Source organism: Mesorhizobium silamurunense, assembly GCF_014843825.1.
GTDB lineage: Bacteria > Pseudomonadota > Alphaproteobacteria > Rhizobiales > Rhizobiaceae > Mesorhizobium > Mesorhizobium silamurunense.
Window position 1 is genome coordinate 109409 of sequence record NZ_JHQR01000124.1, and the last position, 14572, is coordinate 123980.

The window sequence follows — 14572 nt, forward strand, 5'->3', positions numbered from 1 at the left end:
CATGCAGGATGTTGAAGAAGTCGGCCGTGGAGGCAAAGCGCCAGACGGTGCTGTAGAGGCCGCAGGTGCGAAACAAAAGATGGGCGGTGAGCACGATGAGCGCCCAGCAGGCCAGTCCGCCGGGGGAGAAAGCGTCGAACGAAAGCCGCGACTGCGACAGCGTGAGGCTGAGCGCCACCGCGATCAGGACCATGACGAGGTCCTGAACCATGATGATGGCGCGCCGCATCTTCGGGCGAATTCCCGATACGGCTTCTACATAGGCGGTCATTGGGTAGTACTGAACTCCCGGCGCGGGAATACTATCAGAGCGGCGCAGGACCGACCATTGTCCGCAGCCACTCTGAATTGCAAATCCCCGGCCCCGTCACCCGGCTACCGCATTAGCGCGGAGTTGGGGGGAGGGCCAGCGGTTTTTTTACTCGTGAATTTTCCGTGGGGGATTGCTTCTATGGGTTGCCTTTTAGGTCGCAGTAATGCGACTTGCGGCTTGGAATTGGTGATGTGAGTATCGTGACTATCCCACAGACGGAAAATTTCGGATGATCATCGACCGGACGCTGTCCCGTCCCGCACAATTGTTCGAGAATATCGATCAGCGCAAGGGAATAGGACTTGAGATCGGGGCACTTGGGAATCCAGCTGCCCTAAGGTCCGTGGGAGAGATCTATTATGCCGACTACTGCTCAACAGCGCAGCTACGGGAGAACCATCGAAGCAATCCCACCGTTTCGGTCGAAAGCTTCGTTGATGTGGACTTTGTTACTGGTGGTGGCCCGCTCCACCGCATTGTTCCTGACAACCTGCGGTTCGACTATGTCATTGCATCCCATGTGCTCGAACACGTACCGGATATCATCTCCTGGCTTCAGGATGTTGGCAGCGTTATGAAAGCCGGCGGCATTCTTTCGCTCATAGTGCCCAACAAGCACTGTACATTCGATGTCAGGCGCTCCCTTTCAGAAAGGAAGGATTTCTTTGCCGCCTATATTGAAAAGAGAGAGAAGCCCGCCCCCATTCAGGTTTTTGATAGCTACCTTTGGCACGACCGCGATGGGCGTCTAGTCCACACCTTGGACTACACGATCCAGATGGCGACGAAGGCGATGACCGAGTATGTCGATTGCCACTGCTGGGTGTTCGACCCTGACTCATTCCACAGCGAGATCGAGGCCCTTTGCCGGGATGGTTTCATTCCGTTCAAGCTCGAGGTCGTCACTCGAACACCGCCGGGTGAGATAGACATGTTCGCAAGGCTGGTTAGGATTTAGCTCCGCCTCGATCGCTGCCCCAGATGACAGCGATTTGAACAAGTGACCTAGCCATGTTCGTGGAGCTAGGAGATTCGCTGCGAGACGAATAATGCTGCCGAAAACCATCTGGATATTGTGGCTGCAAGGCATCGAAACCGCGCCGCCAATCGTCAAAGCCTGCGTTACCTCTTGGCAAAGGGTCAATCCTGGCTGGACCATCCAAATACTAACCAAAGAAAGTCTGGCGGACTTTTTGCCTGACGTGCGCGACCCTGCTTCCATCCTCTCCATGTCGCTTCCAGACGCAACTTACAGTGACATCGTCCGCGTCGAATTGCTGTCGAAGTACGGAGGAGTTTGGGTCGACGCCACTTGCTATTGCCTTCAACCTCTCGACCACTGGCTTGATGGCGTGATGTCAGAGGGCTTCTTTGCCTTCGAGCGACCCGCCCCCACCCGGATGCTATCTTCCTGGTTTCTAGCGGCTACCCAGTCGTCCCATATCGTTCACGAGTGGCGAAGGCGAGTTCACTGGCACTGGCAAGAGCGAAAAGACGATCCGGATTACTTCTGGTTTCACCATCTATTTGGCGACGCCTATCAAAATGACGAAAAATTTCGCACTTTGTGGGATCGCGTTCCGAAGTTATCGGCAATCAATCTGCACATGTTTGCGCCTTATGAGACACGACTGCTTGGCTCAATTTCGAAAGAGGATCGAGAGGTCGTATCTTTTGCCAGGCTTCCGCTGCTAAAGCTCACACACAAGGTCGATCACAGTGCAGCGCGCGAAGGAAGCGTTTACCAATTTCTTTGCGACCTGGGTGGGCGCCTATTTCGCCAAGGCTTCAAATATTCGAACGGCCGATACGCTATGATCGCCGATCGGTTAGCCAAAACTGAACCCATCCTTTTGTGCTGGTACGGATCGTTAAAAGACAACGGAACTGTCGGAGATCTTTACGCCTTACAGAGTGTTGCAGCTCGTTTAAAAGCGTTGGGAGTGAATTTCAGCCATTTGACCGCCAGCTCCGAATTTGAAATTTCTGGCGAAAGAGTAGCGCCGGATGAGGTCGTCTGCGGCGACTATGCCACACTAGTTTTCGTTTGTGGCCCGATTATCAAGCATCACCCGATTGTGGATGCGGTACTCCGTCGATTTCCGACCGCGAGGAAAATCGGTATCAGCATCAGCCTTTTTGCGCCCGATCACGCAAACTACGCTCAGCCGTTCGACATTGCATTGGCAAGGGAAGGAGGGACTCAACGTTTTGAGGACGTCGCTATTCTTGCTCCATTGCGGGTTACTCAAAAGCGGGTACGCGCGTCAAACGAACCACTTGTAGTTGGATTGGTGCTTCGCGGGGCGCAAAGTGAATATGGCCCCGACAGGTCGCTCCATGACCGCACCAGCAGCCTGGCGTCGCACGTGCTCAACACCCTAGCCACAAAGTATCCAGTCAAAACGGTAGAGATAGAACACCACTTAACCCGTTCCGGTCGGACCCCTTTCGAGATTGAGGATTTATACTCATCCTGTGACTTGGTGCTCACGTCCCGTTTCCACGGCGCAATTTTGGCGATGCGGAACAGAATTCCCTTTATCGCAATCGATCAAATTCGTGGGGGCGGGAAGTTGACAAGCCTGCTTTCAACCTCTGGATGGCCATTTGTTTATCGTGTTGAGCACGCAGACGGAGATGATGTGGCCCGCGCCGCGCTTGAACTAGTCGACGGCGATAAGAGCGATCTATTGCTGAACGTTGCCGAGCACACAAGGTCAAGGGCTACAGAAACCCTCAATGCCCTAGAGGCTTTGCTGGAGACAAGGCCACCTGTGGCGTTGCGTCCAAGTTTACGCAGCCGATTGCAACAAGGTCTGGCTCGCTGGCGACGCGGATGAGAACCCCTTCAACAATCTTATGCAGCATACGGAAATCGTCATCAACCGCGCCTCGCACGCCTGCACTTGCCAGATAAACTCCCGGCAACATTAGGCAACTGAAGGTGAAACTTATTTGCAGCGAAGTTCCACCGCTGACGAATTGGGTCCGTTCCCTCTTTGCTCTATGCGTATCTGAACCTGCCAGAACGAGGCCTGTTACACTCTTAAATAGAAACTCGAACCCAACCTCTTTCGCATCAGCGGTGAAGTCTACCGTGTATTCGAAGACATACCGCCTCCCCATCTGAAGCACGTTTACCTGCTCGCCGCTGAGCGTCGTGACTCGCATGTCGCGGATGCAGGCGCCGCGTTCTTCAAGATAAACTGTAGACTTCGATGATAGGTTGGGATCGTAGTAGTCTGCATACAGCGCGCTTACGTTGATCGGTTCTGCCTCTGTCTCGGCACCCGACACAATCACAGCATCAGCCTCGGCCACTGGGCTGGAAGAAGCTGGCGAAACATCCGCAGGAGAGTCCGTCGCGAGAGTTGCCAATTTAGGACCTGCGCCGGAATGTCTCTCACTGAAGCCATCGATCCCTCCTGCCTGCGGGGTCGACATAGCAATGTTAAGCTCCGTGATCCCCGCGCGAATTTCTTTCGCCGCTTCGGCGCTAGCATTCACCAGCCGCTGATACTGTCCAACGATCGTTTTCGGCCTACCCTCCAAAATGAGTTCACCGGCATCGATCAGCATCGCCCGCGTGCACAATTGCACAATCGTCTGAGCACCATGGCTAACGAATAGAATAGTGCCGCCCTTGTCCTTGATGTCTTCAATACGGGCGAAGCACTTGCGCTGGAAGGCCTCGTCGCCTACCGCTAGCGCTTCGTCTACCACAAGGATATCGGGGTCGACGTTAATCGCTGTGGCGAAGGCAAGACGCACATACATGCCGGACGAATAGGTCTTCACGGGCTGGTCGATGAAAGGACCGATATCCGCGAAGCGCGCAATGTCGTCGAAGCGCCATTCCATCTCCTTGCGCGGCACGCCTAGGATCGATGCGTTGAGGAAGACGTTTTCGCGCCCAGTGAACTCCGGATTGAAGCCGGCGCCGAGTTCGAGCAACGCGGCAATGCGACCATTGACCTCAACGGAGCCGCTGGTCGGCTGCAGAGTGCCACAGATGATCTGCAGCAGGGTCGACTTGCCCGAACCATTGCGACCAATGATGCCAACGGTCTCGCCCCTCCCGATTTCGAACGTGACACCCGACAGAGCGGCGAAATCACGAAAATACCGGCGCGGCGGGCGGCCGATCAGCCGCTCCAGCCGTGGCACGACCATCTGTTTGAAACGGTCCTCAGGTCGCTCAAACATCACGTAGTGCTTCGACACATTGCGCACGCGGATAGCGACATTTTGATCGCGACCGCCAGTCTCGAATTTATCAGAGGACATCGGCAAAACCCCTGCGGGTCTTCTGGAAAAACTGATAGCCGATAAATGCAATGGCGACCGCTGCCAGTGTGTAGTAACCGAGCGCTGTCCAATTGGGCTGCGTGCCGAAGAGAACCACAGCGCGGAAACTCTCGACTGGAACGGCGAGTGGATTGACCGAAAGCCATGGCTGCAGCCACGCTGGTAGCGACGTCCTCTGGAAAAACACTGGCGACAGGAACATGGTAGCCGTCACGAGCGGCGCTACGATCTGGCTCATGTCACGAAAATAGACGCCGATCGATGCTAATATCCAGGCGATACCGAGCACGAGGATTACCAACGGCGCGAACACTAAAGGGGCCAGAACTGCCGTCGGCGGAATGCTACCGAACACAACAACCGCAAAGACAAGCAGAACAACTAAATTGACAGCAGCGTGAAACAGTGCCGCGCCGGCCGACACCACGGGCAGTATCTGGATCGGGAATACGATCTTCTTGACGTAGTTCACGTTGCCCACGATCAGCACGGGCGATAGTGAAACGACTTCCGCAAAAAACTGGAAGACGATCAGGCCACAAAAGAGGATGACTGCAAACTCGCCAGTAGAATCCGTCGCCCCCTGCTGTCCTGGGATTGTCCAGCGCGATTTCATCACCACGCCGAAAACGAAAGTGTAGACCGCTAGCATAAATAGCGGATTGAGGAACGACCATAACAGCCCAAGCGCTGATCCGCGATAGCGACCGGCAACCTCGCGACGAATGAGGGAGAGCACAAGCGTCACGGCACTGCCCTATTTTGCTCTATGTGGTCAAAGCGCCGCAGCAAGCTCATCATAACACTGGAACGTCGTTCTCAACTGTCGAATATTGGTGGATATCCTTTCCTCGAAGAATAACGCTGGATGCTGCGAAACCTTGACTGCGTGCGATTGGGCAAAACACCCTTTCGATAGCATGTGCCAGGGTGCCGTCCTGTTGACCATTTTCCGCCTCGAAAACGAGACTCGTCTCGGCTACCTCCTTCAGAGGTGAAAGCGCCCGTGGCGCGAACCAAAACATCGAGCCGGCAAAAAAACCCAGTTCCACGTTGGCTTCGGGATGGAAACCGGTCATCTCTTCCAGCAGCCTTCGCACCGTACTGCGGTTCGCGCCCCAAAACCGGTCACTAGTCAGGTAATATCGGTGCGGTCCGACGATGCCGGCCTCACCCGATTTGATCAGTTCGAGAGACCTCAACACGGTCAATGAATCGCCAGCGAGCGAGTTGTATAGCGTATCTCTCCAAAGAATCCCATTATCGCTGTAGGCGCTTTTCTTCGAATGGATTTTCAAAACAGCCTTATACCGGTCAAGAGCACCGCTGCGATAGACAGAGACAAATGGCCCGATATCCCGACCTCTATTTTCCGAGCAGTATATGGAAACACTTTGCGCCAATTCAGAAAACTTCGAAAAAACTTCGTTGTAAAATCCTTCAAATGCCGTCGTAACGTGAATATCGAAAGGTAAAACAATATTCTTAAGCAACCTATGGATATCAGAAATCATCTCGACATAATGCAAGTGTACCATAACAGCCACATCCACCTCCCCCGGCTTTGAACGTCGCCATCTTGCAAGCTTCGTCACAGGAATGGGGCTGGTCGCAGCTTTGAGAGTGGAAAGGTTGTCGCTCCCGCGCGTGTAGTTGGCTCTGCTGCGGCTAAGCATTCCTTGTATTTCGACGAGGCGTTCCCGTTCGCAAACCTCATCGACGAAGGCAAGATCGATTTGATGGGGATTCTCCCTCAGAACCTCTAGTTTTACATAGCCTAGCTCCCGGGCAACAAGCTCTGCAAGATGATGGGCAGGGTTGAACTGGTACCCCAACGGGGTCGCTCTGGAGAGGAATGCTCGGCCAGAAACATGTTGTTTCCTGCCCTCGGCATTCAGGCCAGCATGCTCAAGTTGCTCAGGGGATGGTTGCAGAAGCGTTGCAACTTTAACGTTATTGCTTCGGAACGCCGAAGACAGGCCGATTTCAAACCTGGTTATGATCTCGAATTTTGAGTTGGTCGGCTCGACACCGCCAAGAAAGCTCTGGAACCACGGAGCGCTAACAACTCCGGTTCCCAATAATACCAGGTATGATTGCACGTGCCAAGAGAATTGGTACGACTCCGTCGAGCCGACAACGTCGAATTCAGGCACCAACTCTAGCATTCTTGACAGAGTTTTGTCAAAAATACCAGATGACAAGACAGCAAAGCTAGAATTCACCAATAAAGCATTTTTCAATTCAAAATTTTCAAAAGCATAAGTTAGACCAACTCTATAACTGCAAAAATCGTATCCAAAGTTTGGCCTACTGATAACAATTATCTTTGGGATTTTATCTACAATATCTTCCTTTATCTCGCTCGTTGTTACCAAAACGATACGATCGAACCTCTTCGATAAGCAAACCAATAGCTCGATGAAATTGGTTTCGACACGATCATTTGCGTCGAAATGAGCCACAATAGCTACGTTATCCATTGCTCACCTGCTTCGCGATCAGCAAACGCTTATAGAAATATGCGGCTAGCGAATGCAGCGGGGGCCATCTCCGCAGCAGCTTTGATGCTCCCATGGCTATCCGGCTTGGAGGCACTATGGCTGCCAGAGCCTCGATGGGAATTTGCGTCTCCGAAAAATCCTCGTCCTTCGTCGGGGCTACGAGCCGATCGAACAAACGCGACCGCGCTTCGTCTGCCCCGACGGGTTCTCTTGCGCGGTCGTAGAATTTACTGCGAAGCGTTTCCTCGAGATAAGAAAGCCCCCATCGCTGGTCGGGCTCGAGATAGCATCCCTCGCCCCACTCATTCCAAGCATTGACAAATACAAGGCGGCCTTCTGGGTCCGGATGATCCTGCCGAGCCTGAAAGCGTAGGAAGCGAAGCCATTCGCCGTACAGTTCGGGCGACGAATTGACCACAATTGTGGGGTTGTTCTGTCTACGGGCGGTATTGTCCCATCCCGGAATAATGCCCCTGAACATATTGAATGACGGCTTCGGACGATTGGCGCTTTGGGCGATCATTTTCCGATAGTCGACAATACCGCCGGAGAAATTCGCATTGGTGAAAGACGGAAACTTCGAGGGACGGTTCTGCGGTCCGTTGAATTTATGGGGAGGAAACTCGACCAACGAGTCAGCCCCGACCTCCTGGGGCGTGGATATGTCATAGAAATCTACCACGCTGATGTGAATACCTGGAAACCCATTAGCAGCCACGCGATCCCGCCAAATAGCAAACCAGCGCCGTGGGTCTGGTATATCCTTGGCTCGATAGACGACCAATAGCGGCATTCCACCAACTTTTATGTACCGTTCGTCATTGAAGTAGCCGAGCATGGAGTCGATGAAGGCTTCTGCGTCCCCTTCTGCATACTTTTGTTCCAGCAGAACGCTTTTTGTATCGCCGTCCCATGCACGCGTCCAGTTTTCATTAGCCCAGCACATACAAAATTTAAATTCTATATCAGATTTTATAAATAAATCTACCGGCTTTTCAAGTATCCTTCTGCCACTAAACCAATAATAATAAAAGCAAAATCCATTCAGTCCGTAAAGCTTGGCCAGATCGGTCTGCTCTCTCAGAGTGTCAGGATTTGTTAGGTCATAGTACCCCAATTCACGAGGAATCCTTGGTTGATTATGACCAACGAAATTCGGCGTTGCCCGAGCAACATTTGTCCATTCTGTAAAACCGGGTCCCCACCACTCTGAGTTTTCAACTATTCTGTGGAATTGAGGAAGATAGAAAGCTATAAGTTTTGTATCGTCCATACGGATACCGACTTCTTCCTGCTCGCCCGGGGCCTTAGAGAGAGCGAGAAAAGAAGGCGAGTGGGCATCGATCCCAGTTGAGGGGCATGGAAGCTTCTCGTTCAATTGAATTTGCAATGCCAGTCTTTCCGCCTGGAAAGCCTGTATCTGTTGGTTTAGATCGGCGACGATAGCCTGAGATTCCTCAAGCTCATCCGCCAAAGAAACGGATTCTCCTGCAAGAATTTGCAGTTCAGCGCGATCCGCTTCGAGGCTCTCTGCCTTCGCCTGAGCCTCCAAGATCTTTTGCATGTACTCGCGCCTCAATTTCTCGATCTCGTCGTCGCGCTGTTCGATCAATTGGTGCTGGACAATCTTCTCCCGGTGAAGCGCTCGTAAACGGCCGTCGAGTTCGAGGAAAAAAGCCTCACCAAATATTTTAGGAACGGAATCAAATTCTGCTCTGACTCGATCGAGGTTTGCTGTGGCAATCAAATCGATGTCATTGGACCTGAGCGCCGTCAGGGCCGCATATGCATCCTTGACCCAGTCGGCGACGCGTGGGTCCGCGTCGAGCAAGTCGGTGGTGGCCGTAAAGTGCTGATTGTCGGCCGAAAAATGCGTGGCCAACAAAGACTGCCACTCCATTTTCGGCTGCGGCCAATCGATCCCAAGAGTGCTCGTGATCCCCTCGATCCCGTGTCGCCAATCGTCGAGCAGACCTTCATAGGACAAGAAGATGCGTGACTGGCCCCGCGTCGCGCGCTCGGCATCCAGTTCATGTCGAAGCCAAAGAAGAGAACTGAAGCCCGCCGTAAAGCCGTCCCGATTCGCCAGTGAAGCGATCACGGCCAACGGATTGCGCGAGACCAGCGTGTAGCGAACATCGATATGCATTCGTTCGAGAATTTCCGCATAGAGCGGCACGAAGCGCGAAATACGGGGCTCCTTCAGGACGAAAAGCGAGGCGCTGCCATACTCCTCGTCGATCACTTTGGCGATTTCGGCCTTGTAGAATTGCAAGCGCGCGGTCCCAAGGTCGTTGGGGTCAAACGAGCGCCAATCGTCCCAACGGCTGCCGGCCTCGGCAAGCATCTTGTCGTGCAGTTCGATGAGGCGTTGCGGCTCCCAATGTCCGCCCGGATTTGACGGGTTGGACCCCAGCAGATTCTTCGGCAACTCCGCACCGAGCAAGCTGACCGCCCTCGTCAGCGCGCTTGTTCCCGAGCGGTGCATGCCGAGCACCATGATGCATGTGCGCTTCGGGGCTGGCTTCGCGATCGCACGCTTTGCTGTCGTTCGAGCTTTTGGCGCAGCCCTGCCAGCGCCCTCCGGTCGCGGCGCGGCGTTCTCCAGATTCTTAGGCGACGGATTTTCGTTCATGCACTCAAAGCCTGTTTCGTCTCGCCGCCCCCCAGCCGGCGCACCACCCTCTCCGCCGACTCCCGCCACTCGGGCGTCGTCCATCCAAACACACCCTTAAACCTCGCGCTCGACAGCCGCGAGTTGGCCGGGCGCCGCGCCTTCGTCGGATAGTCCGCCGTTGTGATATCGCGCACGCTCGCGCGCGGGCCACCAAACGCCCGACTTGTGTCGAGGATGTGACGGGCAAAGCCGCTCCAGTTGGTCTCGCCCTCGCCGGCCAAGTGATAGACGCCAAAGGCGGCGAAATTCTTGTCGGCCTCCAGCCTCGCCGCCGCATGCAGGATCGCGTCGGCGATGTCGAGCGCGGATGTCGGATTGCCCCATTGGTCCGCCACGACCGAAATCTCGTCGCGGTCGCTAGCCAGCCTCAGCATGGTCTTGACGAAGTTCTTGCCGAAGGGGCTGTAGACCCAGGCGGTGCGCAGGATGAGGTGGCGCGGATTGGCGGCCGCCACGGCTTGCTCGCCGGCGAGCTTGGAGGCGCCGTAGACGCCGAGCGGCGCAGTCTCGTCGGTCTCGACATAGGCGCCGTCCTTGGTGCCGTCGAAGACATAGTCGGTCGACAGGTGGATGATGGGAACGCCGAGCCCTACCGCCGCCTCGGCCACCTTGCCGGCGCCGGTTGCGTTCACGGCGAAGGCCAATTCCTTCTCGTCCTCGGCCTGGTCGACGGCGGTGTAGGCGGCAGCGGAAACGACGATGTCCGGCCTTGCCGCCTCGAGCGCGGAAAACACAGTATCGGGCCGCGCCAGGTCGAGCGCCGGGCGGCCGACGGCGACGACTTCCACATCCCTGCCGCCCTTTGCCGCCTCGATCAGGCTGGCGGCTACCTGGCCTTCGCGTCCGGTGACGGCGAGCCTCACGCGGCCCCCTCCCTGCTCTCGGCCTTGCCGTTTTCGACCTTGCTTCCGACGGGGCTGCTTCCGATCGGGCTCTTTTCGACCTTCTTGTGTTCGGTCGGACCGTTTTCCATCAGGCCTTGGCCGAGCCGCTCGCCGTTGTAGCGCTGCTCGCGGATCGGCCCCCACCACCATTTGTTGTCGAGATACCAGTCGACCGTCCTTGCCAGGCCGCTGTCGAAATTCTCGCGCGGCGCCCAGCCGAGGTCGCGCGCGATCTTGGAGGCGTCGATCGCGTAGCGGCGGTCATGGCCGGGGCGATCGGTGACGAAGGTGATCAGGTCGCGGTAGCTCGCGCCGCCCGCGCGCGGTCGTCTCGAGTCGAGAAGATCGCAGATCGTCTCGACGACGCCGAGATTGGTGCGCTCGGAATTGCCGCCGACATTGTAGCTCTCGCCCGGCCGCCCCTTCGTCGCGACAAGCTCCAATGCGCGCGCATGATCCTCGACGAACAGCCAGTCGCGCACATTGGCGCCTGCGCCGTAGACCGGCAGCGGCTTCTCGTCGAGCGCGTTGAGGATGACCAGCGGGATGAGCTTTTCGGGGAAATGATAGGGGCCGTAATTGTTCGAGCAGTTGGAAAGCACGACCGGCAGGCCGTAGGTCTCGTGCCAGGCTCGCACCAGATGGTCCGATGCTGCCTTCGAAGCCGAATAAGGCGAGGACGGCGCATAGGGCGTCTCCTCGACGAACATGCCGCCGTCGAAAGGCAGGTCGCCGAACACCTCGTCGGTCGAGACATGGTGGAAGCGGAAGCCGGCCTTGCGCTCCTCGGACAGGCGGCGCCAGTAGTCCAGCGCGGCGTTCAGGATACGGTAGGTGCCGACGATATTGGTCTCGATGAAAGCGCCGGGGCCGTCGATCGAACGGTCGACATGGCTCTCGGCGGCGAGGTTCATGACGACGTCGATGTCGTCGCGGCGCAAAATCTCCAGCACCGCGCGCTCGTCGCAGATGTCGGCCTGCTCGAAACGGTAGTTGTGCGCGTTCTCGATCGGCCTGAGCGATGCGAGGTTGCCGGCATAGGTCAGCTTGTCGAGATTGGTGACGCGGTAAGCCGGGTTGGCGCACAGATGCCGGCAGACGGCGGAGCCGATGAAGCCGGCGCCACCCGTGACCAGGAAATTCATGCCGCCGTCTCTCCTCACGCAAACACCTCGGCCATGCCAAGCAATGGCGCGTTGCGATCCTTGTCCGAAAGCTGGAATCCGGCGGCGATCGCCGGCCATTTTATGCCGATTGCCGGATCGTCGAAGCGGATCGACCGGTCATGCTCGGGCGAATAGGTGTCGGTCACCTTGTACAGCACCTCGGTATCCGGCACGAGCGTGACGAAGCCGTGCGCGAACCCTTTCGGTACCAGGATCTGGTTGCCCTTCTGCGCCGATATCTCCAGCGCGACCCATTTGCCGAAGGTCGACGAGGCGCGGCGGATGTCGACCGCGACATCGAACACGCTGCCCCGGATAACACGCAGCAGCTTGTCCTGGGCACGCGGCGCAAGCTGGTAGTGCAGGCCGCGCAGCACGCCGGCGGCCGCGGAATAGGAATGGTTGTCCTGCACGAAGGCGAGATCGATGCCGGCCTCGGCGAAACGTGCGGCATTCCAGGTCTCGCTGAAAAAGCCGCGTGCGTCGCCGTGCCGCTTCGGCACGATCTCCAGCACGCCATCAAGGCCGAGCGGCCTGACCTCAAGCACCCCGTTCCTCCGTCAGATCGGCAACGCGCCTGCGCAGATAGGCGGCATACTCATTCTTGCCCAGGCGCGCCGCGCGTTCCAGAACCTTTTCGGCGCCGAGCCAGCCCTGCTCGAAGGCGATTTCCTCCGGGCACGCGACCTTGATACCCTGACGATGCTCGATCGTGCGCACGAATGATGAAGCTTCATGCAGGCTGTCATGCGTGCCGGTGTCGAGCCAGGCATAGCCGCGGCCAAGCTGATGCACCTGCAGTTCGCCGCGTTCGAGATATACATTGTTGACCGCCGTGATCTCCAGCTCGCCGCGCGCCGAGGGACGGATCATCGAGGCGATATCGACGACATCGTTGTCGTAGAAATAGAGACCCGTGACGGCCCAGTTGGACTTCGGCTTCTGAGGCTTCTCCTCGATCGTCAAAGCCCTGCCGGTCTTGTCGAACGAGACCACGCCGTAGCGTTGCGGGTCGTCGACATGGTAGGCGAACACCGAGGCGCCGCCTTCGCGTGTCGCCGCGGCACGGCAAAGATGCGACAAGCCCTCGCCGAAATAGATGTTGTCGCCGAGAATCATCGACACGTTGTCCTTGCCGATGAAGTCGCGGCCGATGATGAAAGCCTCGGCGAGGCCATTAGGTTGCGGCTGCTCCGCATAGGAGAGCTCCAGCCCGAATTCGGAACCGTCGCCCAGCAATTCCCGGAAGACCGGCAAGTCGCGCGGAGTTGAAATGACCAGTATCTGGCGGATTCCCGCGAGCATCAGCACGCTCAGCGGGTAATAGACCATCGGCTTGTCGTAGATCGGCAGGATTTGCTTAGATACGGCTAATGTAAGGGGATAAAGACGTGTCCCGCTGCCGCCGGCAAGGATAATTCCTTTCAACAGGCTCTCCTTGAACTACCGAGCCCCCGCCCAGACGCCAAGTTGCCCGTGCTTAGGTTTCGTGCACCGGCTTGTCAATTGGCGGCTGCGAATTCTTCCCGACGCTACTCCCGCATCATGAAAAACGGCCGGCGGACGCTTAGCCCACCGGCCCTCTTTTCCTTTTCTCGGATCACGACCGCTTCGGCAGCAGCGCCCAGACGGCCGGTACGAGGCTGGCAGCCAGCGCCACCTTGATCAGGTCGCCGGCGATGAACGGCGCGACGCCGAACTGCCACGACTTTTCCGGCCCGATCAGCGCCGCCAGCCAGGCGAAGCCCATCGCCATCATCACGATCTCGGCGACAAGCATCGCGCCGAACAGCTTGAAGGGATGGCGGTCCCAGCCGCGGTCTGCGGCCCAGCCGGCGATCGCCGCCATCACCACGAAGCCGGCGAGGTAGCCACCGGTGGAGCCGAGCATATAGGCGACCCCAAGGCCCTTTTCCGGCGTGCCCTGGAACACCGGCAAGCCAAAAGCGCCTTCGGCGAGGTAGAGAATGAGCGTCGCGACGGCGAGGCGCATGCCGAAGGCCGAGGCGATCAGCAGCACGGCGAGCGTCTGCAGCGAGATGTCGACAGGGCCGAGCACCACCTTCGTCTTGGCCGACAGGGTGAGGAGCAGCGTTCCGGCAAGCGCCAGAAAGAGCTGGCTCGCGAACCGGGCCGCGCCCTGGTCGGGCAGAGCGAGAGAAACGAGCGGGCGCATCGTGGTTGCAGTTGCCATGGTCTTCCTCGTTGTGGCTGATTTGCTGGCTTTAAAGCGCGTCGCGGAGAAGGCGACGCGCTTTAAAATTTGTCTTGATGCATGTCGTTGTCCCAAAACCGCTGCGCACTTTTGGGCGACATGCATTGATTTTCCTATATTGGCTTACGGGGGAAGCGGCAATCGTTTTGCCGCTCAAGCAGCAGGATCCGGCATGACGCTTGAATTCGACACACGCTTCGATCCTGCCTATGGTCAGGCGGTCACGGTCGCGCCGGGCGTCCGGCGCATTACCGCCCGAAACCCAAGCCCTTTCACCTTCCACGGCACCAACAGCTACCTTGTCGGCCGCGAGACGCTGGCCGTGATCGATCCGGGGCCGGATGACGATGAGCATCTCGAAACACTGCTCGCGGCGATCGGCGGCAGGCCGGTCAGCCACATCTTCGTCAGCCATACCCACCGCGACCATTCGCCCCTGGCGGCGCGGCTCAAGGAGCGCACCGGCGCCCCCGTGCTTGCCGAAGGCCCGCACCGGCCGGCG

The 14572-nt window shown here is 57.2% G+C and carries 12 protein-coding genes and 1 pseudogene; 3 read left to right on the forward strand and 10 right to left on the reverse strand.

Annotation, left to right across the window (positions count from 1 at the left end):
* Positions 1 to 4: 4 nt before the first annotated feature.
* Positions 5 to 271, reverse strand: a pseudogene (locus DH10_RS14585) (polysaccharide biosynthesis protein); the annotation flags it as partial.
* Between the two features lie 271 nt (positions 272 to 542).
* Between DH10_RS14585 and DH10_RS14590 the strand changes: the two are divergent.
* Together DH10_RS14590 and DH10_RS14595 are read left to right on the forward strand one after the other, a co-directional pair.
* Positions 543 to 1271 carry a class I SAM-dependent methyltransferase gene (locus tag DH10_RS14590; protein ID WP_192384897.1) on the forward strand — a complete coding sequence of 243 codons (729 nt, stop codon included), beginning with the start codon at positions 543 to 545 and terminating at the stop codon, positions 1269 to 1271.
* Positions 1272 to 1362: 91 nt separating this feature from the next.
* On the forward strand, positions 1363 to 3156 hold the full coding sequence (locus DH10_RS14595; protein ID WP_192384898.1) for a capsular polysaccharide synthesis protein: 1794 nt from the start codon (positions 1363 to 1365) through the stop codon (positions 3154 to 3156).
* Here the strand turns inward: DH10_RS14595 and DH10_RS14600 are convergent.
* From DH10_RS14600 to DH10_RS14640, 9 genes are all read right to left on the reverse strand, one after another.
* Positions 3053 to 4603 (reverse strand): ABC transporter ATP-binding protein, encoded by a 1551-nt coding sequence (locus tag DH10_RS14600; RefSeq protein ID WP_192384899.1) that lies wholly within the window; start codon positions 4601 to 4603, stop codon positions 3053 to 3055. The two genes, DH10_RS14595 and DH10_RS14600, sit on opposite strands and share 104 nt — an antisense overlap.
* Complete coding sequence (locus DH10_RS14605; protein WP_192384900.1) at positions 4593 to 5372, reverse strand: ABC transporter permease; 780 nt, start codon at positions 5370 to 5372, stop codon at positions 4593 to 4595. The genes DH10_RS14600 and DH10_RS14605 overlap by 11 nt, the downstream gene beginning before the upstream one ends.
* A gap of 49 nt (positions 5373 to 5421) precedes the next feature.
* Positions 5422 to 7107, reverse strand: a complete 1686-nt coding sequence (locus DH10_RS14610) for a rhamnan synthesis F family protein (RefSeq protein WP_192384901.1) — start codon at positions 7105 to 7107, stop codon at positions 5422 to 5424.
* The gene (locus tag DH10_RS14615) at positions 7100 to 9763 is read right to left on the reverse strand and encodes a glycoside hydrolase family 99-like domain-containing protein (RefSeq protein WP_192384902.1); all 2664 of its coding nucleotides are present in this window, start codon (positions 9761 to 9763) and stop codon (positions 7100 to 7102) included. The genes DH10_RS14610 and DH10_RS14615 overlap by 8 nt, the downstream gene beginning before the upstream one ends.
* On the reverse strand, positions 9760 to 10668 hold the full coding sequence (rfbD, locus tag DH10_RS14620; RefSeq protein WP_192384903.1) for a dTDP-4-dehydrorhamnose reductase: 909 nt from the start codon (positions 10666 to 10668) through the stop codon (positions 9760 to 9762). Before rfbD ends, DH10_RS14615 begins: the two co-directional genes overlap by 4 nt.
* Complete coding sequence (rfbB, locus tag DH10_RS14625) at positions 10665 to 11834, reverse strand: dTDP-glucose 4,6-dehydratase (RefSeq protein ID WP_246811555.1); 1170 nt, start codon at positions 11832 to 11834, stop codon at positions 10665 to 10667. The genes rfbD and rfbB overlap by 4 nt, the downstream gene beginning before the upstream one ends.
* Positions 11835 to 11848: 14 nt before the next feature.
* The gene (gene rfbC, locus DH10_RS14630) at positions 11849 to 12403 is read right to left on the reverse strand and encodes a dTDP-4-dehydrorhamnose 3,5-epimerase (protein ID WP_192384904.1); all 555 of its coding nucleotides are present in this window, start codon (positions 12401 to 12403) and stop codon (positions 11849 to 11851) included.
* Positions 12396 to 13283, reverse strand: coding sequence for a glucose-1-phosphate thymidylyltransferase RfbA (gene rfbA, locus DH10_RS14635; RefSeq protein ID WP_192384905.1), 888 nt, complete (start codon positions 13281 to 13283; stop codon positions 12396 to 12398). Before rfbA ends, rfbC begins: the two co-directional genes overlap by 8 nt.
* 172 nt (positions 13284 to 13455) lie before the next feature.
* On the reverse strand, positions 13456 to 14049 hold the full coding sequence (locus DH10_RS14640) for a biotin transporter BioY (RefSeq protein WP_192384906.1): 594 nt from the start codon (positions 14047 to 14049) through the stop codon (positions 13456 to 13458).
* On the opposite strand from DH10_RS14640, the gene DH10_RS36960 reads away from it, so the two are divergent.
* On the forward strand, positions 14048 to 14572 hold a 525-nt coding region (locus tag DH10_RS36960), incomplete at its 3' end, for an MBL fold metallo-hydrolase (protein WP_246811556.1). The two genes, DH10_RS14640 and DH10_RS36960, sit on opposite strands and share 2 nt — an antisense overlap.